Source organism: Bacillus sp. 5RYD7K (genome assembly GCF_059831465.1).
This window is the reverse complement of sequence record NZ_CP191200.1, coordinates 835,001-857,210: the sequence shown is the minus strand read 5'-3', so window position 1 is coordinate 857,210 and position 22,210 is coordinate 835,001. Positions and strand designations below refer to the sequence as shown.

Sequence of the window (22,210 nt, the reverse complement as noted above, 5' to 3'; positions counted from 1 at the left end):
ATCTCCGCATATTGCTACTATATTGAGCGACAGCGGCAATCATTCATACAAACGGGACAAATATGGTACGATGAAGATGATTGACTACTCAGAAAATTCATTCGTGTAAGGAGCTCAAATCATGTACATCAGGCGTTTAACAGCAATTGACACCCAGCTTTACTCCAGCATCAGGCTCAAAGCCTTAAAAGATCACCCGGACGCATTTGCGGTCAGCTATGATGAGGAGAAAGAATGGCCGCCCGAAAAATTCAAAGCCAGGCTTGAAGCCGACAATGCTATAGTGCTTGGCGCCATTGAGAAAGGCAGTCTTATAGGCATCATTAAAATATCCAATCATCCGCTTTATAAACTAAGACACATTGCGGTTATCGGTTCTATGTATGTTTCTCCTAAACATCGAGGATCCGGCGCAGGAAAAGCCTTAATGACTGAAGCCATCAGCCAAGCAAAAAAGATGAAAGATACGGAACAGCTCCATCTCTCGGTTACTTCAACCAATGAACCTGCAAAAAAACTCTACGCTCAGTTAGGTTTTATCCTCTTCTCTACAGAAAAAAGAGCGCTGAAATTAGATCACCAACAATATGTCGATGTAGATCATATGGTCTTATATCTTTCATGAACTTGAAGGACAACAGCTTCAGGTTCATTTTTTTTACCCGGCAGACTGATTATGACATAAGCATAAAAAAAGACAGTGCTGGATATACTGTAAACAACCATACATCACCACAAACATCAGTGTAATACTCGTATGACATGACAAGGAAGTGAACCCTATGAATCGAAAAGGCGGGCTTTTTTCTCAGGAACGGGCAAAACAATATGTGTCCCATACGGATTCCTCTGCCGCGAATCAAATACAAGCGATCCTTGCTTCATCTTTACGTAAAGCAGGCGGCAGGCCGTTAGTCACCGTGTGTATCGGTACAGATCGATCAACCGGAGATTCATTAGGTCCGCTTGTGGGAACAAAGTTAGAAAAAATGAAGTTAGGCAGATTACACGTTTACGGAACACTGTCAGACCCCGTTCACGCCGTAAATATGAAAGACAAACTGAAACATATTCAACATATACATAAAAATCCGTTTATTATAGCGGTTGACGCTTGTTTAGGCCGCGTTAAAAGCGTAGGGTCATTTCAAATCGGCGATGGACCGCTAAAGCCCGGAGCCGGTGTTCAAAAAGACCTTCCTGAGATCGGTGACGTTCATATTAATGGAATCGTCAATGTCAGCGGGTTTATGGAGTATTTTGTCCTGCAGAATACGAGGCTTCATCTTGTGATGAGCATGGCGAATGTTTTGGCAGAGGGATTACAGCTGACAGATAAATCAGAAGGACGACAGGAACGGCTCAGTCCGTTTCATAAGCTGACAAGACGAATATAAAAAAACCATCTTTTAAAAAAAGATGGTTTTTATGCTTCTCTTTCTGACAACAGTTCGAGGATACGTTCAAGGTCTTCATTTGAGAAAAACTCAATCTCAATTTTCCCTTTTTTCTTTTGTCTCTTAATATTGACTGTTGTTCCGAAATAATTTTGCAAATATGATTCCCGCTCTTTTAACACCACATCTTGAACAGGTTCTTTTTTCTTTGTTTCACGTGGAACATTATTGTTTAACTGCTGAATGAGCTGTTCAAGCTGACGGACGTTCAGCTGTTCTTCAACCACTTTCTTCACTAGCGGTTCAAGCTTGTTTTTATTTTTCAAACCGAGCAAGGTCCTGCCGTGCCCCATGGATAACGTACCTTCTGCAATAAGGTTTTGGATGCTTTCAGGCAGTGTCAGCAGTCTCAAATGGTTGGCAATATGAGGTCTGCTTTTCCCGAGCCGTTTAGCGAGCTGTTCCTGGGTAATATCCAAATGTTTCAGCAGTGAATCATATGCCAGAGCTTCTTCAAGCGGTGATAAATCTTCACGTTGAAGGTTCTCCAAAAGAGCGATTTCCCGCATCAGCGATTCAGATAACTCCCGCACGATGGCCGGCACTGTTTCTTTCCCGGCAAGCTTTGCAGCGCGATAACGGCGTTCCCCGGCTACAATATCGTAGCCTTTCAGTGATTTTCTCACGATAATGGGCTGAAGAACGCCATGCTGAATGATGGATTCCTTCAGTTCAGCTAGTGACTCATCATCAAATTGTTTTCTTGGCTGATAAGGATTGGGGCGCAAATCACTGATTTTAATCTCTTCCACTGTCTCTTCAGACAAATCAACTTGATTAAACAACGCATTAATCCCTTTTCCGAGCCCGCCTTTAGCCATTCGCTGCCACTTCCTTTGCTAAATCTAAATATACTTCCGCACCTCTCGAACGCGGATCGTATAATATGATCGGCTTGCCGTGACTCGGCGCCTCACTTAAACGGACATTACGAGGAATAATGGTTTGATACACCTTATCTCTAAAGTATTTCTTCACCTCTTCTATCACTTGAATACCGAGATTCGTTCTGGCATCAAGCATCGTCAGAAGCACTCCTTCTATCATTAAGTCTGTATTTAAATGTTTTTGCACAAGCCGAACTGTATTTAATAATTGACTCAATCCTTCAAGAGCGTAGTATTCGCACTGAACCGGGATAACAACTGAATCTGATGCGGTAAGCGCATTAATCGTTAATAACCCGAGAGACGGAGGACAATCAATAATCATATAATCGTAATTTTGTTTCACTGATTCTAATGCTCTTTTCAGCCTTACCTCCCGTGAGATCGTCGGAACCAATTCGATTTCCGCTCCCGCAAGCTGGATTGTGGCTGGAATGACATCTAAGTTCTCTACTGAAGTCGGTTTAATAATATCTGTTACATCTGCGTCATCTACTAAAATGTCGTACACACAATGATCCACATCGGCTTTTTCAATCCCTAATCCGCTCGTTGCGTTGCCCTGCGGATCAATATCAACAAGAAGAACCCTTTTACCTATGTAAGCTAAGCAAGCACCCAGATTAACAGAAGTCGTTGTTTTCCCGACTCCGCCTTTTTGGTTCGTAATTGCTATGATTTTTCCCACGATGTCACCTACCTTCACATGAACATGTACTGTCTTGTTTCTATCTTATCAAAAAAAGAGTAAAGCGTTTTATTTTTTTCATAATTTGTTTATCAGCAAGTGAAAAAAATGCAAACGAAAAAGACAATTTCTCTTATAAATTCTCCGATAAAGTGACTTTTTTGACTGTAAAAAGACAATTCACGACACAAAAAGATAAATTTTTACATTTATAATACATAGTGCAGAATACATCTATTATTATCTCAAAATAGTTTTTTGACTAAAATAAAAACTCCCCTGCTGATCAGGAGAGTTTTTATTTAGGTATCCGAATGGTAAGCTGAATGTACTCTTCGAATTCTTCTTCCTCAGTATTCAGTCTGACGCCGCTGTCTTCCACCATGGACAAGGACTGGCGAATCGTATTCATCGCAATTCTTGTATCCCTGCTGAACGCTTTGCGTCTCGGCTTCGGTTTCTGCTTATTCTGTTCAAGCATTTTCACCACTCGGTCTTCCGTCTGCTTGACGTTTAAGCTTTTCTCGATGATTTCCGCAAGCAATGTGACCTGAAGCTTAGGCTGTTTGAGCGGAATCAGGGCTCTTGCATGGCGTTCCGTGATTTTTTTCTCCATAATCGCATCCTGGACGGGTTCAGGAAGCTTTAACAATCGGAGCTTGTTCGCAATCGTTGACTGGCCTTTTCCTAAGCGCTGCGCCAAGGCTTCCTGTGTTAAATCATGAAGTTCTAACAGCCTTGCGTACGCATGAGCTTCCTCAATGGAGGACAATTCTTCTCTCTGCAGGTTTTCAATCAAAGCGACAGAAGCTGTTTCCGTATCAGAGAAATTCTTTATAATTGCGGGAATATTTTCCCATTCAAGCGTCTGTACCGCTCTCCAGCGCCTTTCACCCGCAATGAGCTCATATTGTCCTTCATCTTCTGTATGTCTGACAACAATCGGCTGAATGATGCCGTGTGTATGGATAGTCATTGCTAACTCTTTGATCTTTTCATCTGAGAAAATGGTGCGTGGCTGAAAACGGTTGGGAACGATAGCATGTACCGGTATTTCGAGTATCTCTTCTTTGTTTGTATCATGCTCTGCTATCTCCGGTTCCTCTTCCTTCTCACCAAACCCGAAGAAACGAGAGAATGAATGCTTCATGTACCTACACCACCTTTAAAAACTGCCATTTTTATAATTCTATTTTCTCATGGTTTTTCCTGCTGTATCTTCATCAATTTTGCAGAAAATATGATGGAATTGTCACATCAGGCTGTCTAAATTACCCTTCAATTGGCGATTTATTCGGAGTACCCGGTTTTCTCGGATATTTTTTCGGAGTGCTTTTCGTCTTGCGAATGATCATAATGTTCCGTTCACTTTCTTCGACGGGAAGTGTAAAGGAATGAACTTGTTCAAGCTCTCCTCCCAATACTTTAATCGCCTTTTGCCCCGCTTTCAGTTCTTCATCAGCGGCTGCTGCTTTTAGTGCCGCAAATACGCCGTTTTTCTTGACAAGCGGCAGACAAAGCTCACTCAGGACTGACAGACGCGCCACCGCACGAGCGGTCACGAGATCAAAGCTTTCCCGGACGTCCTTCCGCTGTCCGAATGTCTCTGCCCTGTCATGGACAAATGTCGTATGCTCTAATTGTAAAGCATCAGAGAGAGTTTCCAAAAACGTAATCCGCTTATTCAGTGAATCGACGATGGTGACATGCAGATGCGGGAAGCAGATTTTGACGGGCAGGCTTGGAAAACCGGCACCGGCGCCAACGTCACAAAGAGTAGTGACCTTTTCAAAATCAATATAAAATGCCGCCGTAATCGAATCATAAAAATGCTTAAGATATACTTCCTTTTTCTCAGTGATGGACGTCAGATTCATTTTTTCGTTCCATTCCACGAGCATCTGGTAATACAACTCGAATTGCTCCAGCTGGCGGTCAGAAAGGGAAATCCCTTTCTCCGCTAAACTGGATGTAAATTCCTCTATATTCATGCCGTCATCCTTTCTATTCAGCTACCTTGGCAATACGGCCCTGCTCCAGGTAAACCAGCAGGATTGAAATGTCTGCCGGATTGACCCCGGAAATACGGGACGCTTGAGCAACTGATAAAGGACGCACTTCTTTCAGCTTTTGACGGGCTTCAGTAGCAATTCCTTTAATGGCGTCATAATCAATCCGATCAGGGATTTTTTTGTTTTCCATCTTCTTCAGCTTCTCCACTTGCTGCAAGGATTTTTCGATATATCCTTCATATTTCACTTGGATTTCCACTTGTTCCGCCACATCTTGCGGAACCGGAGAATCAGCAGGCGCAAGTTTTGTCACTGTTTCATAGTTCATTTCCGGACGTTTCATTAAATCTGTGCCGCGCACTCCATCTTTCAGTTCGCTTCCGCCGAGTGAACGGATATATTCCTGATTCTCAGGAGACGGCTTGATAATAACAGACCAGAGACGTTTTTTCTCAGCTTCGATCGCCGCTTTTTTCTTTTCAAACGCTTCATAGCGCTCATCCGAAATTAAGCCGATCTCATGGCCGATTTCCGTCAGACGAAGATCCGCGTTATCATGGCGGAGCAGCAGTCTGTATTCCGCCCGTGAAGTCAGCAGACGGTACGGTTCATTGGTTCCTTTCGTTACCAAATCATCAATCAATACGCCGATATACGCATCGGAACGGCTGAGGATAACCTCTTCTTTTCCAAGCGCTTTGCGGCCTGCGTTAATTCCTGCCATAATTCCTTGCCCGGCTGCTTCCTCATAGCCTGATGTACCGTTAATTTGACCGGCCGTGTACAGGTTAGGGATTTTTTTCGTCTCCAGTGTAGGCCAGAGCTGTGTCGGTACGATCGCGTCATACTCAATCGCGTATCCGGCTCTCATCATCTGCACCTTTTCCAGTCCCGGAATGGTCGCCAGCATCCGTTGCTGAACGTCCTCAGGAAGGCTCGTGGATAAACCTTGAACGTATACTTCCTGCGTATTTCTGCCTTCCGGCTCAAGGAAAATCTGGTGACGCGGTTTATCATTAAACCGAACGACTTTATCTTCAATCGAAGGGCAATATCTCGGTCCTGTTCCCTTAATCATACCGGAATACATTGGCGAACGATGCAGGTTGCTGTCAATGATCTCATGAGTCTCAGGACTCGTGTAAGTCAGCCAGCAAGGCAGCTGATCGGTAATGTATTCAACCGTTTCATATGAGAAAGCGCGCGGAACCGGATCTCCCGGCTGGATTTCTGTTTTGCTGTAATCAATGGAATCGCTTGAGACGCGAGGAGGCGTTCCCGTTTTAAAACGAACGAGATCAAAACCAAGCTCCTCTAAGTGCTCAGAAAGTTTAATAGACGGCTGCTGGTTATTCGGACCGCTTGAGTAAGACAGATCTCCGAGAATGATCCGCCCTCTTAAATACGTTCCGGTTGTCAGCACGACCGTTTTTGCCTTATATTCAGCACCGGTTTGCGTAATGACACCGCGGCACTCACCGTCTTCAATGATTAAACGCTCGGCAATCCCTTGAAGAAGTGTCAAATTCGGTGTTTTTTCCAGCGTATGCTTCATTTCATGCTGATATTGGAATTTATCCGCCTGCGCACGCAGCGCACGTACGGCCGGACCTTTCCCTGTATTCAGCATTCTCATTTGAATATGAGTTTTATCTATATTTCTAGCCATTTCTCCGCCGAGCGCGTCAATTTCGCGGACGACAATCCCTTTTGCGGGGCCGCCGACAGACGGATTACATGGCATAAACGCAACCATATCAAGATTGATCGTCAAAACAAGCGTTTTGGCTCCCTGGCGCGCGGATGCGAGGGCAGCCTCAACACCGGCATGCCCGGCGCCGATGACAATCACGTCGTATTGGCCTGCTTCATACCCCATGGTTTTTTCCTCCCTTTTATTTACCTAAACAAAATTGTGAAAAGAGCTGATCAATTAAGCTTTCGTGGACGGCATCACCGATGATTTCGCCCAGCAGCTCCCAGCACCTTGTCAGATCAATTTGCACCATATCAATCGGAACATCCTGTTCAATTCCGTTCAGCGCATCATCAATCGCTTGCTTTGCCTGATGCAGAATCGAGATATGACGGGTATTGCTGACATATGTGAGATCTCCGCTTTCGATCGCTCCTGTATAAAATAGCGACTGGATCGCTTCCTCTAAGTCTTGTATGCCTTCTTCTTTCAGCAATGAGGTCGTGACGACAGGCCGGCCTTTCGCAAGCTCCTTGACGCGCTCAGCGTCAATCTTAGCCTCAAGATCCGTCTTATTCATAATGACTATGACGTCCATTCCCTCAACCGCTTCAAATAATTTCACATCTTCTTCAGAAAGCTCCTCGCTGTGGTTGAGCACAAGCAAAATGAGATCCGCTTCCTTCAGAACCTGGCGTGACCGTTCTACACCGATTCTTTCGACGATGTCTTCGGTCTCACGGATTCCGGCGGTATCGACAAGCCGGAGCGGCACGCCTCGGACATTGACATATTCCTCAATCACATCACGCGTCGTTCCCGGAATATCCGTTACGATCGCCTTCGTTTCATGGACAAGACTGTTAAGCAAAGAAGATTTCCCGACGTTCGGACGGCCGATGATCACGGTAGACAAGCCCTCGCGTAAAATTTTCCCCTGCTCAGACGTACGAAGCAGCGCTTCAATTTCTTTCTTCACGCCGCTTGCCTTTTCCACTAAAAGCTGATGCGTCATTTCTTCGACGTCATCATATTCCGGATAATCTATATTAACCTCAACATGGGCAAGTGTTTCTAACAATTCATCCCGAAGACGGCGGACTAGTGCGGAAAGCCGTCCTTCCATCTGGTTCATGGCGACATTCATGGCACGGTCCGTTTTGGCCCTGATCAGATCCATCACCGCTTCCGCCTGTGAAAGGTCAATCCGTCCGTTTAAAAATGCACGCTTCGTAAACTCACCGGGTTCCGCCAGTCTCGCACCTTCTCTTAAAGCAAGCTGGAGCACCTGATTAACCGTCACAATTCCTCCGTGACAGTTGATTTCAATGACATCTTCCCTTGTGAATGTTCTGGGCGCTCTTAAAACAGACACCATCACTTCCTCAATAATCCGTCCCGTCGTGCTGTCTGCGATATGCCCGTAATGAATGGTATGCGATTCTGCCGAACTGAGCGTTTTGCCTTTCGGACCCTTGTACATTTTGTCGGCGATTTCTACGGCTTCCGGGCCGCTCAGCCGAACGATCGCGATCGCGCCTTCACCCATCGGAGTTGAAATCGCTGCAATTGTATCCATGCTGTTCACCTCTCTTTATCTCTGTTTCCATCTATATAAAAAATTGATTTACGCCAAAATTAAAAGATAACATAGTTTGGTTTGAAGTGGAAGATACGTTATCCACAAAGGCAGAAATTCATCCCTTATTACTTTAACTTATCCACATGTGAATAACAATTAATTTTATTTCCTAAAACCTTTTTTATCAACAGCATACACCGAAAAAGAAAAAACTTAAACGCAAAAAATGCGATTCTGCTTAGGAATAGAGCCATTTTCGCCAATAAAAAAACCGAAGTTCCGATTTTACCCGGACTTCGGTTTTCTGCTATCTTTATGGGAAATAACGAGATGACGGTACCGGCCTTCACCGGTAGAAAAAGTTTTGATATTTGGGTGTCTCGACAGAGCGTCATGGATGATTTTTCTTTCGCCTGACGGCATCGGTTCCAAATGCACATCTTTTTTTGTTTTCGACACCTGCTTGGCCAGCCTGTTTGCCAGCTGATCCAGAATTTCTCTTCTTTTCAGACGATAATTTTCAGCGTCGACAACGGCGTGGCGATACTGCCCGGAGCCACGGTTCAAAACAAGCTGCGCCAATGTTTCCAGAGCATTGAGTGTTTGTCCTCTTTTGCCGATAAGCAGCGCTGCTTTTTCACCTTTAATATGAAAACAAACTGTTTTTTTGTTTTCTTCCGTGACAATCTCAGAAGGCCCCGCAATGGAATTGATGATTTCTTCCAGATACGCTTTCGCTTCCTGAACAGGATTTTTTTTCTCTTCCAGTTCTACGATCGCATTCTTTTTTCCGAAAATACCCAAAAATCCTTTAGATTCTTCCTGCACCACCGTTATTTCTACTTGATCTTCCGTCAGTTGAAGTTCCTGAAGGCCTGATTGAACTGCTTCTTTGACATTCCGTCCCGCAGCAGTCACCTTCTTCACTTTTTCTTTCCTCCAGCTTTCTGCGTTTCCGGATCGTGTTTAATGTCAGGCCCTTTAATAAGGAATGTCTGAGCAATCATAAACAGGTTTCCGACTACCCAATAAAGAGAAAGCGCACTCGGGAAGTTGATCGCAAATACGATGATCATGATCGGCATAATCCATACCATCATTGCCATTTGAGGATTCTGAGATGGATTTCCGGCCATCATCAGCTTCTGCTGGACAAAAGTGGCCACACCGGCAACGATAGGAAGAATATAGTAAGGATCTTTCTCTCCTAAATCAAACCATAAAAAGCTGTGCTGTGAAATGGCTTGCGTACGCATAATCGCGTGATAGAATCCGATCAAAATCGGCATTTGAATCAGGATCGGAAAACATCCTGCCAGAGGGTTTACCCCGTGCTTCGAAAACAGGGCCATTGTTTCCTGCTGAAGCTTCTGCTGCGTTTTTTGGTCTTTTGAGCTGTATTTTTCTCTAAGCTTCTGCATTTCCGGCTGAAGCGCCTGCATCGCTTTTGAGCTTCGAAGCTGCTTGATCATCAGCGGCAGAATCAGCAGACGGATTAAAATCGTAACGATGATGATCGATAAACCATAGTTATCACCCGTCAGTTTCGCTACGTACGTAATGACTTCTGACAATGGATACACAACATATTTGTCCCAGAAATGCGGACTATTCGCCGTAATCGGCTCTTTTACACTCGAGCACCCGGCCAGCAGCACGAGCATACCGACCATACTCAGTAGTAACCATATTCTCCTTTTCAAGAACGTTTCCTCCTATACCATTCTTTATAAACCTTGTATGTATTTTAGCATCTTTCAGTTTTAAATGGCGGTCATTTTTCGCCAAACAAAAGGAAGCGCTTTTAAAAACGTGAAGAAAACAAAATATGAGCTATTTTGACGAAGATTTCTTATATAAAGAGGTTTTTCTGAATAAGTGCTGCAGACTTTTTTTTGTTTCTTCAAAACTGAGGTCGGCGGCGGGTTTTCTAGCGATAATAATAAAATCTTTCGGCTTGAGCAGCTCTTTTTCCTCCTGGACCGCCTGTCTGATTAACCGCTTCACCCGGTTGCGCACGACGGCGTTGCCGATTTTTTTACTGACAGAGAGCCCTACCCGGAGCTCTTCCTGCTGCGGCTGATCGAGCGTATACAGCACGAACTGGCGGTTTGCCATAGACGTTCCGCGTTTAAACACTTTTTGAAAATCTTCATTTTTCTTTAACCGATTTCGCTTCTTCACTTTGATTCACTCCGATATTCACTCGCAGAAACTTTTATTACTATCTAAAAAAAACGGGCCGCCGGAATACTGAAGAAATTTCTCCAGTACCGGGCGACGCATGATCTCTTTTCTCTTAATGTGAAAAAAGACCACTGACATTATTCAGTGGCCTAAGCTGATAATACTTTTCTGCCTTTGCGGCGACGGCGTGCTAATACTAGACGACCGTTTTTTGAACTCATACGGCTTCTGAAGCCATGAACTTTACTGCGTTTACGGTTATTCGGTTGGAATGTTCTTTTCATTTATGACACCTCCCTCGAGGAATAGCTGTTAAAGACAGTCTTACTTATTATATTTGTGCTGCCTATTCATTGTCAACTTCAGCAGTGCTTTTATTTCTTACAACCATAATAGGATAACATACCTTAACCAGATTAGAAACCTTAATTTTCATATTCCTTTTTTTAACGCAAAACCGCCGCGCGCCCTCCGGAAAAAACGGTATGTGGATAATTTTTTGGCCTTTTTTTAATATCCACAATCGTTATCGACAACATTTTCACATTGCTAACCCCTGTGGACAAAGATTTTTCAACAAGTTGTCAGGTTTGTGGATAAGATTACGAGAACCGTTGCAAGTCCTCGCTTAATTTGATATTATATTTGTGTTTTAACTCTTAATTATTGATTCACTCCGTTCTCCTTATCCACAAAGTGTGGATAAGTTGTGGATTGTTTTCACACAGCTTGTGTAGATTGTTGTCCACAACTTGTGGAATTTGTCGAAAAGCTATTTTTCTACTATACTATATGTTTTCAACATTTCGTGTGTACGAATGGTCAGAGCCATATGCTCTTTTTTTGTGTTCTATAACAGGGGAAGAGCGCTGATTTTAAAGAAAAGGAGGGCTGTGCCGGATAATGGAGAATATATTAGATCTTTGGAATCAAGCTTTAGCTCAGATAGAGAAAAAGTTAAGCAAACCGAGCTTCGAAACTTGGATGAAGTCGACGAAAGCCCATTCGCTGCAAGGAGATACCTTAACCATCACCGCTCCCAATGAATTTGCCAGAGACTGGCTGGAGTCCAGGTACTTACATCTCATTGCAGATACCATATATGAATTGACCGGGGAAGAATTGAGCGTCAAATTTGTCATTCCTCAAAATCAGGATGCAGAAGACTTTTTGCCGAAACCGCAAGTGAAAAAAGCGGCAAAAGAGGAACCGTCTGATTTTCCCCAAAGCATGCTCAACCCGAAATATACATTCGACACATTCGTCATCGGATCGGGAAACCGATTCGCCCATGCAGCATCACTGGCTGTAGCGGAAGCACCCGCTAAAGCGTACAACCCTTTATTTATTTACGGGGGAGTCGGTTTAGGAAAAACCCACTTAATGCACGCAATCGGCCATTATGTCATTGATCATAATCCTTCAGCCAAAGTGGTGTACCTGTCTTCTGAAAAATTCACAAATGAATTCATCAACTCAATCCGCGACAATAAAGCCGTTGATTTTCGCAACCGCTACCGGAATGTTGATGTACTTTTGATAGATGATATTCAATTTTTAGCCGGAAAAGAACAAACACAGGAAGAGTTTTTCCATACATTCAATACGCTTCATGAAGAAAGCAAACAAATCGTGATTTCCAGCGACAGACCGCCGAAAGAGATTCCGACCCTTGAAGACCGTCTGCGTTCTCGGTTCGAATGGGGATTGATTACGGATATCACGCCGCCTGATCTGGAAACGCGGATTGCCATCCTGAGAAAGAAAGCGAAGGCGGAAGGCCTTGATATTCCGAACGAGGTCATGCTCTACATCGCGAATCAGATTGACAGCAACATCCGTGAACTGGAAGGGGCATTAATCCGGGTTGTTGCCTATTCATCTTTAATCAATAAAGACATTAATGCGGACCTGGCTGCAGAAGCATTGAAAGATATTATTCCTTCCGCAAAGCCTAAGGTCATCACGATAAAAGAGATTCAGCGGATTGTCGGACAGCAGTTCAACATTAAGCTTGAAGATTTCAAAGCGAAAAAGCGTACGAAATCCGTTGCGTTCCCAAGGCAGATTGCCATGTATCTTTCCAGAGAAATGACGGATTCTTCTTTGCCTAAAATCGGGGAAGAATTTGGCGGGAGAGACCATACAACCGTCATTCATGCTCATGAAAAGATTTCAAAACTGCTGATTGATGACGAGCAGCTTCAGCAGCAGGTAAAAGAAATAAAAGAACAGCTTAAATAATAGAGCCCTCGGATGAACCGGGGAAAGTGTGAATAACTTCTCGCCAGTCATGCACAGTCTGTCCACATGTGGATAGGCTGTGTTTCCTGTCTTTTTCACAACTTATCCACAAATCCACAGGCCCTACTATTACTACTGCTATTTTTAAAATATATTAATTATATTATCCGTTAGGAGGATAAACATGAAATTTACGATTCAAAAAGATCGTTTAGTTGAAAGTGTACAAGACGTTCTAAAAGCCGTTTCATCCAGAACTACAATTCCTATTCTCACCGGTATTAAGATCGTAGCCTCAGATGAAGGAGTATCTTTTACGGGAAGCGATTCTGATATTTCAATCGAGTCATTCATTCCGAAAGAAGAAGATGACAAAGAAATCGTGACGATTGATCAGCCGGGAAGTATCGTGCTGCAAGCGCGTTTCTTCAGCGAAATCGTTAAAAAACTGCCGATGGCGACGGTTGAAATCGAAGTTCAAAATCAATATTTAACAATTATCCGTTCCGGAAAAGCGGAATTTAATTTGAACGGTCTTGATGCAGATGAATATCCGCATCTTCCGCAAATCGAAGAGCACCATGCCATTCAGATTCCGACGGATCTTTTGAAAAACTTAATCCGTCAAACCGTGTTCGCTGTGTCCGCCTCAGAAACACGCCCTATCTTGACAGGTGTAAACTGGAAAGTGGAAAACGGTGAATTATTATGCACTGCCACGGATAGCCATCGGCTCGCTTTAAGAAAGGCAAAGCTTGATATTCCGGAAGACAGCTCTTACAACGTCGTCATCCCCGGAAAAAGTTTAACCGAGCTGAGCAAAATTCTTGATGACAATCAAGAGCTGGTCGATATCGTCATTACAGAAACCCAAGTTCTGTTTAAAGCGAAAAACGTATTGTTCTTCTCGAGGCTGCTTGACGGAAACTATCCGGACACGACAAGCTTAATTCCGCAGGAAAGCAAAACGGAAATCGTTGTGAACACAAAGGAATTTTTACAGGCGATTGACCGTGCTTCTTTATTGGCGAGAGAAGGCCGCAACAACGTTGTAAAGCTTTCTGCCAAACCGGCGGACTCGCTTGAAATTTCATCAAATTCTCCTGAAATCGGGAAAGTTGTCGAAGCTGTGCTCGCTGACCGGATTGACGGTGAGGAATTAAATATTTCATTCAGTCCAAAATATATGATGGACGCACTGAAAGTACTTGAAGGAGCGGACATCCGTATCAGCTTTACGGGAGCGATGAGACCGTTTCTTATCCGTACGCCGAATGATGAAACCATCGTTCAGCTCATCCTTCCGGTCCGAACGTATTAATCAAACAGAATGTGCTGCCGGCTTAGTTCGGCAGCTTTTCTATTCATCAGCCGCTCCCTCAAGTTTTCCCTTTCCTTATTTCAGGATTTTTTAGTACAATTAGATATTAGTGATATTTGAAAGAGGTCGATATTATGGCAAATCCGATTTCGATTGACACAGAAATGATTACGCTTGGCCAGTTTTTAAAATTAGCCGATGTGATTCAGTCCGGCGGTATGGCGAAATGGTTTCTGAGCGAGCATGAGGTGACAGTCAACAATGAACCTGACAATCGCCGCGGCAGAAAGCTTTATGTTGGAGACGTGGTCGCGATTGAAGGATTTGGTTCATTTCAAGTCGTCAATTAAAGCGGGTGACAGCGGTTGTATATCCAAAATTTAGAATTAACATCCTACCGTAATTATGAGCGCGCTGAGCTTCAATTCGAAAACAAGGTGAATGTGATCATCGGAGAGAATGCCCAAGGCAAAACCAATCTGATGGAAGCCATCTATGTCCTTTCGATGGCAAAATCACACCGCACCTCAAATGATAAAGAACTTATACGGTGGGACGAAGACTATGCTAAAATAGAAGGAAGAGTGATGAAGCGCAACGGGGACATCCCAATGCAGCTAGTCATCTCCAAAAAAGGTAAAAAGGGCAAGGTCAATCACATAGAACAGCAAAAACTCAGTCAGTATGTCGGAGCGCTGAACACCATTATGTTCGCTCCGGAGGACTTAAATCTCGTCAAAGGCAGCCCGCAGGTCAGGAGGAGATTTCTTGATATGGAGATCGGGCAGGTTTCTGCCGTTTATCTGTATGATTTATCTCTTTATCAAAAAATCCTTTCCCAGCGGAATCATTTTCTGAAACAGCTGCAAAGCCGGAAACAGACTGACCGGACTATGCTTGACGTTCTCACTGATCAGCTGATTGAGGCAGCCGCAAAAGTTGTCGCCAAACGTCTGCAGTTTACGGCGCAGCTTGAAAAATGGGCGCAGCCGATCCATTCGGGCATTTCCCGGGGGCTTGAGGAACTGACGCTTAAGTATCACACGGCGCTTGATGTATCAGATCCTAAAGATTTGTCGAAAATAGGTAACAGCTACCAGGAGTCTTTTTCGAAATTAAAAGAAAAAGAAATAGAACGGGGCGTCACCTTATTCGGACCGCATCGGGATGATGTCCTTTTTTATGTGAACGGACGCGATGTGCAGACTTACGGTTCGCAGGGACAGCAGCGTACGACGGCTTTGTCTTTGAAGCTGGCCGAAATAGATTTGATTCATGAAGAAATTGGAGAATATCCCATTTTACTTTTGGATGATGTACTAAGCGAGCTGGATGATTACCGCCAGTCCCATTTGCTTCATACAATCCAAGGCCGTGTGCAGACATTTGTCACCACGACGAGCGTGGACGGCATTGACCACGAAACCTTACATCAAGCAGGAATGTTCCGTGTGGAAAACGGTGCGTTAGTGAAGTGAAGAAATGAGGTGAGCGATTGTATATTCATTTAGGTGACGACTTTGTCGTTTCAACACGCGATATCGTCGGCATTTTTGACTGCAAGGTCAATGTATCGCCGATTGTTGAAGAATTTCTGGACAGACAGAAAGAAAAAGTAGTGCCGTCCGTAAACGGCACGCCAAAGTCTATCGTAGTCACGACTGAGAATATATATTACTCTCCCTTATCTTCCGGCACACTGAAGAAACGTGCGCAATTTATGTTAGAAATAGATTCTTAGCGGATCTTTACAATGAATATATCGTTTAAGAAAAGTGTAGGTGAATGTGCATGGCTATGGAACAGCAGCAAAATAGTTATGATGAGAATCAGATACAGGTATTAGAAGGGTTGGAAGCTGTTCGAAAGAGACCGGGGATGTACATCGGATCAACTAACAGCAAAGGCCTTCACCATTTGGTATGGGAAATCGTCGACAACAGTATTGACGAAGCCCTGGCCGGTTATTGTACAGATATTAACATCGTAATTGAGAAAGATAACAGCATTACCGTTACAGACAACGGGCGCGGAATTCCGGTCGGTATCCAAGAGAAGATGGGCCGCCCTGCGGTTGAAGTCATCATGACCGTTCTTCACGCCGGCGGTAAATTTGACGGAAGCGGATATAAAGTATCCGGCGGTCTTCACGGTGTAGGGGCGTCCGTCGTAAACGCCTTGTCGACCACTCTTGACGTTACGGTTCATCGTGACGGGAAAATCCATTATCAGGCGTATGAACGCGGTGTGCCGGCGGCTGATCTTGAAGTGATCGGTGACACTGACAAGACCGGGACGATTACGCATTTCGTTCCCGATCCGGAAATTTTCAAAGAAACAACTGTATATGACTATGATCTGCTTTCAAACCGTGTCCGGGAATTGGCCTTCCTGACAAAAGGCGTAAACATCACGATTGAAGACAAACGTGAAGGACAAGAACGGAAAAACGAGTACCACTACGAAGGCGGAATCAAGAGCTACGTTGAGTACTTAAACCGTTCCAAAGAAGTCGTTCACGAAGAGCCGATTTATATCGAAGGCGAGAAAGACGGCATTACGGTTGAAGTTGCATTGCAATACAACGACAGCTATACAAGCAATATTTATTCTTTCGCGAATAATATCAACACATACGAAGGCGGCACGCACGAGGCCGGATTTAAAACCGGTCTGACCCGTGTCATAAACGACTATGCAAGAAGAAAAGGGATTTTCAAAGAAAATGATCCGAATTTAAGCGGGGATGATGTGAGAGAAGGGCTGACTGCCATTATTTCAATTAAGCACCCTGATCCGCAATTCGAAGGGCAGACGAAAACGAAGCTCGGCAACTCTGAAGCGAGAACGATCACTGATACGCTGTTTTCTTCTGCGCTGGAAACATTTCTTCTTGAAAATCCGGATTCAGCCCGTAAAATCGTTGAAAAAGGTTTAATGGCCGCAAGAGCGCGGATGGCGGCGAAAAAAGCGCGGGAATTGACCCGCCGCAAAAGCGCGCTTGAGATTTCCAATCTGCCGGGCAAACTGGCGGACTGTTCTTCTAAAGATCCGAGCATTTCCGAGCTCTATATCGTAGAGGGTGACTCTGCGGGCGGATCAGCGAAACAGGGACGGGACCGCCATTTTCAAGCCATTCTGCCGCTGCGCGGTAAGATTCTGAACGTTGAGAAAGCCAGACTTGATAAGATTCTCTCAAATAATGAGGTCAGATCAATGATTACGGCTCTCGGCACGGGTATTGGAGAAGACTTTAATCTTGAAAAAGCGCGTTATCATAAAGTAGTCATCATGACGGATGCCGATGTCGACGGCGCCCACATCAGAACGCTTTTATTAACGTTCTTCTACAGATACATGCGGGAAATTATTGAAAACGGCTATGTCTACATTGCTCAGCCGCCGCTTTATAAAGTGCAGCAGGGAAAACGGGTGGAATACGCTTATAACGATAAGCAGCTTGATGAGCTTTTAAAAGAGCTTCCGCAATCGCCTAAGCCCGGCCTTCAGCGTTATAAAGGTCTCGGAGAAATGAACGCGACTCAGCTTTGGGAAACGACTATGGATCCGGCGACCAGAACGCTTCTGCAAGTCAATCTTGAAGATGCGATGGATGCTGATGAGACGTTCGAAATGCTGATGGGCGACAAAGTAGAACCGCGCAGAAACTTCATAGAAGCAAACGCCAGATACGTGAAAAACCTTGATATTTAACCATGAAAGCCTTATTTTCGTTAAGAAATAAGGCTTTTTTCTCAAAGCGGCTTCAAGCGGCCTCTGAAAACCCGCAAAACCCGTATATTCTGCTAAATTAATGTGTATAAACACAAGTTTATTGATATAATGGAGAATAGTGAAATCGTATTGAAGATCATAATGGACAATCTACTCCCACATTATTTCATGTGATACTTCAGGGAGGTTTTTTTAATGAGTGAACAAAACACACCACAAGTACGTGAAGTCAATATCAGTCAGGAAATGCGGACATCCTTCCTGGACTATGCAATGAGCGTTATCGTATCCCGGGCGCTTCCGGATGTGCGTGACGGTCTGAAGCCGGTTCACAGACGGATTTTGTACGCAATGAATGATTTAGGCATGACCAGTGACAAACCATATAAAAAATCTGCCCGTATCGTCGGCGAAGTTATCGGTAAGTACCACCCGCACGGTGATTCAGCGGTTTACGAATCAATGGTCAGAATGGCGCAGGATTTTAACTACCGCTACATGCTTGTTGATGGACACGGCAACTTCGGTTCGGTAGACGGCGACTCAGCGGCTGCGATGCGTTACACAGAAGCGAGAATGTCAAAAATCGCAATGGAAATCCTCCGGGACATTACGAAAGATACGATTGATTATCAAGATAACTATGACGGCGCAGAAAGAGAACCTGTCGTCATGCCTTCGAGATTTCCGAATCTGCTCGTAAACGGGGCTGCCGGTATTGCGGTCGGAATGGCGACAAATATTCCTCCGCATCAGCTTGGGGAAGTCATTGAAGGCGTGCTTGCCGTAAGTGAGAATCCTGAGATTACAAACCAGGAGCTGATGGAATACATCCCGGGCCCGGATTTTCCGACAGCCGGTCAGATTTTAGGCCGGAGCGGTATCCGTAAGGCATATGAATCCGGACGGGGATCAATCACGATCCGGGCTAAGGCTGAAATCGAAGAGACATCCTCGGGAAAAGAAAGAATTATTGTCACGGAACTTCCTTATCAGGTCAACAAAGCGAGATTAATTGAAAAAATCGCAGATCTCGTCCGGGACAAAAAAATCGAAGGAATCACCGATCTGCGTGACGAATCCGACCGTAACGGAATGAGAATCGTCATTGAGATCCGCCGTGACGCCAATGCTCACGTCATTTTGAATAACCTGTACAAACAAACGGCCCTGCAGACGTCTTTCGGAATCAACCTGCTGGCGCTCGTCGATGGACAGCCGAAGGTATTAAACCTGAAAGAATGTCTGGAGCACTATCTTGATCACCAAAAGGTCGTGATCCGACGCAGAACGGCTTACGAACTTCGCAAAGCGGAGGCGAGAGCTCACATTCTGGAAGGGTTAAGAATCGCTCTCGATCATTTAGACGCGGTGATTTCTCTTATCCGTAGTTCTCAGACGGCTGAAATTGCGAGAACGGGTCTAATCGAACAATTTTCACTGACTGAAAAACAGGCGCAAGCCATTCTGGACATGCGTCTTCAGCGATTAACCGGTCTGGAGCGCGAAAAGATCGAAGAGGAATATCAATCACTTGTTGCGCTTATCGCCGAGCTGAAAGATATTTTAGCCAATGAAGAAAGAGTGCTCGAGATCATCCGTGAAGAACTCAACGAAATCAAAGAGCGGTTCAATGATGAGAGACGCACTGAAATCGTGACGTCCGGTCTTGAAACAATTGAAGATGAAGATCTCATCGAGAGAGAAAACATCGTCATCACGCTGACTCATAACGGCTATGTTAAGCGCCTCCCAGCGTCCACATACCGCAGTCAAAAACGGGGCGGAAAAGGCGTGCAGGGAATGGGAACGAATGAAGATGACTTTGTGGAACACTTAATTTCTACATCGACGCACGATACGATTCTGTTCTTCTCTAATAAAGGGAAGGTATATCGTTCAAAAGGATATGAAATCCCTGAATACGGCCGTACCGCAAAAGGCATTCCGATTATTAACCTCCTGGAGGTTGAAAAAGGCGAATGGATTAATGCCATTATTCCGGTCAGCACATTTGATGAGGAGCTTTACCTCTTCTTCACGACCAAACAAGGGGTGTCGAAACGTACGGCACTGTCCCAGTTTGCGAATATACGGAATAACGGGCTGATCGCTTTAGGTCTTCGGGAAGACGATGAACTGATGGCCGTCCGTCTGACTGACGGCAAGAAACAAATCATCATCGGAACGAAGAATGGTTTGCTGATCCGTTTCCCTGAAGAAGATGTAAGACAAATGGGACGCACCGCTGCAGGTGTTAAAGGCATCACGCTGACAGATGATGATGTCGTGGTAGGCATGGAGATTCTTGAAGAAGACTCCCATGTCCTCATAGTGACAGAAAACGGCTACGGCAAACGTACGCCGGCCTCAGAATACAGAGTCCAAAGCCGGGGCGGAAAAGGCCTTAAAACATGTAAAATCACTGACAGCAACGGTCCGCTAGTAACAGTAAAAGCCACAAGAGGCGAAGAAGACCTAATGATTATTACGGCAAGCGGCGTGTTAATCAGAATGGATATTAACGATATCTCCACTACGGGACGTGTAACACAAGGCGTCCGTCTGATCCGCATGTCCGATCAAGAGCACGTGGCCACTGTGGCACTAGTGGAAAAGAATGAAGAAGAGCCGGAAGAAATGGAAGAAGAATAGATGAAAAAGCGCAGCTGTAACAAGCTGCGCTTTTTCTATATAAAGAAAAGAAAAAAGCTTTGACACACAGCGACGATGCTGATATAATTCTTTTTGTTGTCTTTTCAACACAAAGACATTCTGCTAAAAAAGTTTTTTAAAAAAAGTATTGACCTATCAAACTGAAAATGTTATGATTAAGAGGTCGCTTCGAGAGAAGTGAAAAAAGTTCTTTGAAAACTAAACAAGACAAAACGTACCTGTTAATTCAAAGTTTTAAATAAATCGCACAGCGATGTGCGTAGTCAGTCAAACTAAGGTCTGCACGATGCAGATCACACAGACGTTACTGCAGGATGCAGTGAACTTAGTCTGTGATCCATTTATCGGAGAGTTTGATCCTGGCTCAGGACGAACGCTGGCGGCGTGCCTAATACATGCAAGTCGAGCGGACAGATGGGAGCTTGCTCCCTGATGTTAGCGGCGGACGGGTGAGTAACACGTGGGTAACCTGCCTGTAAGACTGGGATAACTCCGGGAAACCGGGGCTAATACCGGATGGTTGTTTGAACCGCATGGTTCAGACATAAAAGGTGGCTTCGGCTACCACTTACAGATGGACCCGCGGCGCATTAGCTAGTTGGTGAGGTAACGGCTCACCAAGGCGACGATGCGTAGCCGACCTGAGAGGGTGATCGGCCACACTGGGACTGAGACACGGCCCAGACTCCTACGGGAGGCAGCAGTAGGGAATCTTCCGCAATGGACGAAAGTCTGACGGAGCAACGCCGCGTGAGTGATGAAGGTTTTCGGATCGTAAAGCTCTGTTGTTAGGGAAGAACAAGTGCCGTTCAAATAGGGCGGCACCTTGACGGTACCTAACCAGAAAGCCACGGCTAACTACGTGCCAGCAGCCGCGGTAATACGTAGGTGGCAAGCGTTGTCCGGAATTATTGGGCGTAAAGGGCTCGCAGGCGGTTTCTTAAGTCTGATGTGAAAGCCCCCGGCTCAACCGGGGAGGGTCATTGGAAACTGGGGAACTTGAGTGCAGAAGAGGAGAGTGGAATTCCACGTGTAGCGGTGAAATGCGTAGAGATGTGGAGGAACACCAGTGGCGAAGGCGACTCTCTGGTCTGTAACTGACGCTGAGGAGCGAAAGCGTGGGGAGCGAACAGGATTAGATACCCTGGTAGTCCACGCCGTAAACGATGAGTGCTAAGTGTTAGGGGGTTTCCGCCCCTTAGTGCTGCAGCTAACGCATTAAGCACTCCGCCTGGGGAGTACGGTCGCAAGACTGAAACTCAAAGGAATTGACGGGGGCCCGCACAAGCGGTGGAGCATGTGGTTTAATTCGAAGCAACGCGAAGAACCTTACCAGGTCTTGACATCCTCTGACAATCCTAGAGATAGGACGTCCCCTTCGGGGGCAGAGTGACAGGTGGTGCATGGTTGTCGTCAGCTCGTGTCGTGAGATGTTGGGTTAAGTCCCGCAACGAGCGCAACCCTTGATCTTAGTTGCCAGCATTCAGTTGGGCACTCTAAGGTGACTGCCGGTGACAAACCGGAGGAAGGTGGGGATGACGTCAAATCATCATGCCCCTTATGACCTGGGCTACACACGTGCTACAATGGGCAGAACAAAGGGCAGCGAAACCGCGAGGTTAAGCCAATCCCACAAATCTGTTCTCAGTTCGGATCGCAGTCTGCAACTCGACTGCGTGAAGCTGGAATCGCTAGTAATCGCGGATCAGCATGCCGCGGTGAATA

General features: G+C 45.1%; 19 protein-coding genes and 1 rRNA gene (1 of these 20 only partly in view). 10 read left to right on the top strand and 10 right to left on the bottom strand.

Annotation, left to right across the window (positions count from 1 at the left end):
• Nucleotides 1-121: 121 nt before the first annotated feature.
• Together ACQE26_RS04335 and yyaC are read left to right on the top strand one after the other, a co-directional pair.
• Nucleotides 122-625, top strand: a complete 504-nt coding sequence (locus ACQE26_RS04335) for a GNAT family N-acetyltransferase (RefSeq protein ID WP_500470740.1) — start codon at nt 122-124, stop codon at nt 623-625.
• A gap of 157 nt (nt 626-782) precedes the next feature.
• On the top strand, nt 783-1,397 hold the full coding sequence (yyaC, locus tag ACQE26_RS04330; protein WP_060963795.1) for a spore protease YyaC: 615 nt from the start codon (nt 783-785) through the stop codon (nt 1,395-1,397).
• A gap of 29 nt (nt 1,398-1,426) precedes the next feature.
• Here the strand turns inward: yyaC and ACQE26_RS04325 are convergent, their stop codons facing one another.
• From ACQE26_RS04325 to rpmH, 10 genes are all read right to left on the bottom strand, one after another.
• Nucleotides 1,427-2,278, bottom strand: a complete 852-nt coding sequence (locus tag ACQE26_RS04325) for a ParB/RepB/Spo0J family partition protein (RefSeq protein WP_500470739.1) — start codon at nt 2,276-2,278, stop codon at nt 1,427-1,429.
• Nucleotides 2,271-3,032, bottom strand: a complete 762-nt coding sequence (soj, locus tag ACQE26_RS04320) for a sporulation initiation inhibitor protein Soj (protein WP_007409899.1) — start codon at nt 3,030-3,032, stop codon at nt 2,271-2,273. Before soj ends, ACQE26_RS04325 begins: the two co-directional genes overlap by 8 nt.
• Nucleotides 3,033-3,330: 298 nt before the next feature.
• On the bottom strand, nt 3,331-4,182 hold the full coding sequence (gene noc / locus ACQE26_RS04315; protein ID WP_500470737.1) for a nucleoid occlusion protein: 852 nt from the start codon (nt 4,180-4,182) through the stop codon (nt 3,331-3,333).
• A 121-nt stretch (nt 4,183-4,303) separates the two neighbouring features.
• Nucleotides 4,304-5,023, bottom strand: coding sequence for a 16S rRNA (guanine(527)-N(7))-methyltransferase RsmG (gene rsmG, locus ACQE26_RS04310; RefSeq protein WP_045925731.1), 720 nt, complete (start codon nt 5,021-5,023; stop codon nt 4,304-4,306).
• Between the two features lie 13 nt (nt 5,024-5,036).
• Entirely contained in the window at nt 5,037-6,923 is a 1,887-nt protein-coding gene (mnmG, locus tag ACQE26_RS04305; RefSeq protein ID WP_004392959.1) for a tRNA uridine-5-carboxymethylaminomethyl(34) synthesis enzyme MnmG, read from the bottom strand.
• A gap of 16 nt (nt 6,924-6,939) precedes the next feature.
• On the bottom strand, nt 6,940-8,319 hold the full coding sequence (mnmE, locus tag ACQE26_RS04300; protein WP_007615094.1) for a tRNA uridine-5-carboxymethylaminomethyl(34) synthesis GTPase MnmE: 1,380 nt from the start codon (nt 8,317-8,319) through the stop codon (nt 6,940-6,942).
• Nucleotides 8,320-8,607: 288 nt separating this feature from the next.
• Nucleotides 8,608-9,249, bottom strand: coding sequence for an RNA-binding cell elongation regulator Jag/EloR (gene jag, locus ACQE26_RS04295; protein WP_438421040.1), 642 nt, complete (start codon nt 9,247-9,249; stop codon nt 8,608-8,610).
• Nucleotides 9,246-9,995, bottom strand: coding sequence for a YidC family membrane integrase SpoIIIJ (gene spoIIIJ, locus ACQE26_RS04290; protein ID WP_014471334.1), 750 nt, complete (start codon nt 9,993-9,995; stop codon nt 9,246-9,248). Before spoIIIJ ends, jag begins: the two co-directional genes overlap by 4 nt.
• A 160-nt stretch (nt 9,996-10,155) precedes the next feature.
• Nucleotides 10,156-10,506 carry a ribonuclease P protein component gene (gene rnpA / locus ACQE26_RS04285; RefSeq protein ID WP_016937314.1) on the bottom strand — a complete coding sequence of 117 codons (351 nt, stop codon included), beginning with the start codon at nt 10,504-10,506 and terminating at the stop codon, nt 10,156-10,158.
• A gap of 152 nt (nt 10,507-10,658) precedes the next feature.
• Nucleotides 10,659-10,793, bottom strand: coding sequence for a 50S ribosomal protein L34 (gene rpmH / locus ACQE26_RS04280; RefSeq protein WP_003178075.1), 135 nt, complete (start codon nt 10,791-10,793; stop codon nt 10,659-10,661).
• Between the two features lie 619 nt (nt 10,794-11,412).
• Between rpmH and dnaA the strand changes: the two genes are divergently transcribed.
• The 8 genes from dnaA to ACQE26_RS04240 form a co-directional block, all read left to right on the top strand.
• A complete protein-coding gene (gene dnaA, locus ACQE26_RS04275; RefSeq protein WP_016937312.1) occupies nt 11,413-12,753 on the top strand; it encodes a chromosomal replication initiator protein DnaA in 1,341 nt (446 codons plus the stop codon).
• Nucleotides 12,754-12,937: 184 nt separating this feature from the next.
• The gene (gene dnaN, locus ACQE26_RS04270; RefSeq protein WP_021494589.1) at nt 12,938-14,074 is read left to right on the top strand and encodes a DNA polymerase III subunit beta; all 1,137 of its coding nucleotides are present in this window, start codon (nt 12,938-12,940) and stop codon (nt 14,072-14,074) included.
• Nucleotides 14,075-14,208: 134 nt separating this feature from the next.
• Nucleotides 14,209-14,424 carry a ribosome maturation protein RlbA gene (rlbA, locus tag ACQE26_RS04265; protein ID WP_004392910.1) on the top strand — a complete coding sequence of 72 codons (216 nt, stop codon included), beginning with the start codon at nt 14,209-14,211 and terminating at the stop codon, nt 14,422-14,424.
• Between the two features lie 15 nt (nt 14,425-14,439).
• Nucleotides 14,440-15,552 (top strand): DNA replication/repair protein RecF, encoded by a 1,113-nt coding sequence (gene recF, locus ACQE26_RS04260; RefSeq protein ID WP_013350724.1) that lies wholly within the window; start codon nt 14,440-14,442, stop codon nt 15,550-15,552.
• Nucleotides 15,553-15,569: 17 nt separating this feature from the next.
• Nucleotides 15,570-15,815, top strand: a complete 246-nt coding sequence (remB, locus tag ACQE26_RS04255; protein ID WP_004392908.1) for an extracellular matrix regulator RemB — start codon at nt 15,570-15,572, stop codon at nt 15,813-15,815.
• A 56-nt stretch (nt 15,816-15,871) separates the two neighbouring features.
• Nucleotides 15,872-17,788 (top strand): DNA topoisomerase (ATP-hydrolyzing) subunit B, encoded by a 1,917-nt coding sequence (gyrB, locus tag ACQE26_RS04250; protein WP_095241057.1) that lies wholly within the window; start codon nt 15,872-15,874, stop codon nt 17,786-17,788.
• Nucleotides 17,789-18,004: 216 nt separating this feature from the next.
• Entirely contained in the window at nt 18,005-20,464 is a 2,460-nt protein-coding gene (gene gyrA / locus ACQE26_RS04245; RefSeq protein WP_500470735.1) for a DNA gyrase subunit A, read from the top strand.
• Between the two features lie 362 nt (nt 20,465-20,826).
• Nucleotides 20,827-22,210 (top strand): 16S ribosomal RNA (locus ACQE26_RS04240); it runs 166 nt beyond the window's last position.

What these genes read in the sequence shown, in the direction of transcription:
- ACQE26_RS04325 (WP_500470739.1), bottom strand. Translation starts at nt 2,278, where the DNA reads ATGGCTAAAGGCGGGCTCGGAAAAGGGATTAATGCGTTGTTTAATCAA.
- rsmG (WP_045925731.1), bottom strand. Translation starts at nt 5,023, where the DNA reads ATGAATATAGAGGAATTTACATCCAGTTTAGCGGAGAAAGGGATTTCC.
- ACQE26_RS04335 (WP_500470740.1), top strand. Translation starts at nt 122, where the DNA reads ATGTACATCAGGCGTTTAACAGCAATTGACACCCAGCTTTACTCCAGC.
- mnmG (WP_004392959.1), bottom strand. Translation starts at nt 6,923, where the DNA reads ATGGGGTATGAAGCAGGCCAATACGACGTGATTGTCATCGGCGCCGGG.
- rpmH (WP_003178075.1), bottom strand. Translation starts at nt 10,793, where the DNA reads ATGAAAAGAACATTCCAACCGAATAACCGTAAACGCAGTAAAGTTCAT.
- mnmE (WP_007615094.1), bottom strand. Translation starts at nt 8,319, where the DNA reads ATGGATACAATTGCAGCGATTTCAACTCCGATGGGTGAAGGCGCGATC.
- yyaC (WP_060963795.1), top strand. Translation starts at nt 783, where the DNA reads ATGAATCGAAAAGGCGGGCTTTTTTCTCAGGAACGGGCAAAACAATAT.
- gyrA (WP_500470735.1), top strand. Translation starts at nt 18,005, where the DNA reads ATGAGTGAACAAAACACACCACAAGTACGTGAAGTCAATATCAGTCAG.
- rlbA (WP_004392910.1), top strand. Translation starts at nt 14,209, where the DNA reads ATGGCAAATCCGATTTCGATTGACACAGAAATGATTACGCTTGGCCAG.
- gyrB (WP_095241057.1), top strand. Translation starts at nt 15,872, where the DNA reads ATGGAACAGCAGCAAAATAGTTATGATGAGAATCAGATACAGGTATTA.
- spoIIIJ (WP_014471334.1), bottom strand. Translation starts at nt 9,995, where the DNA reads ATGGTCGGTATGCTCGTGCTGCTGGCCGGGTGCTCGAGTGTAAAAGAG.
- noc (WP_500470737.1), bottom strand. Translation starts at nt 4,182, where the DNA reads ATGAAGCATTCATTCTCTCGTTTCTTCGGGTTTGGTGAGAAGGAAGAG.
- dnaA (WP_016937312.1), top strand. Translation starts at nt 11,413, where the DNA reads ATGGAGAATATATTAGATCTTTGGAATCAAGCTTTAGCTCAGATAGAG.
- dnaN (WP_021494589.1), top strand. Translation starts at nt 12,938, where the DNA reads ATGAAATTTACGATTCAAAAAGATCGTTTAGTTGAAAGTGTACAAGAC.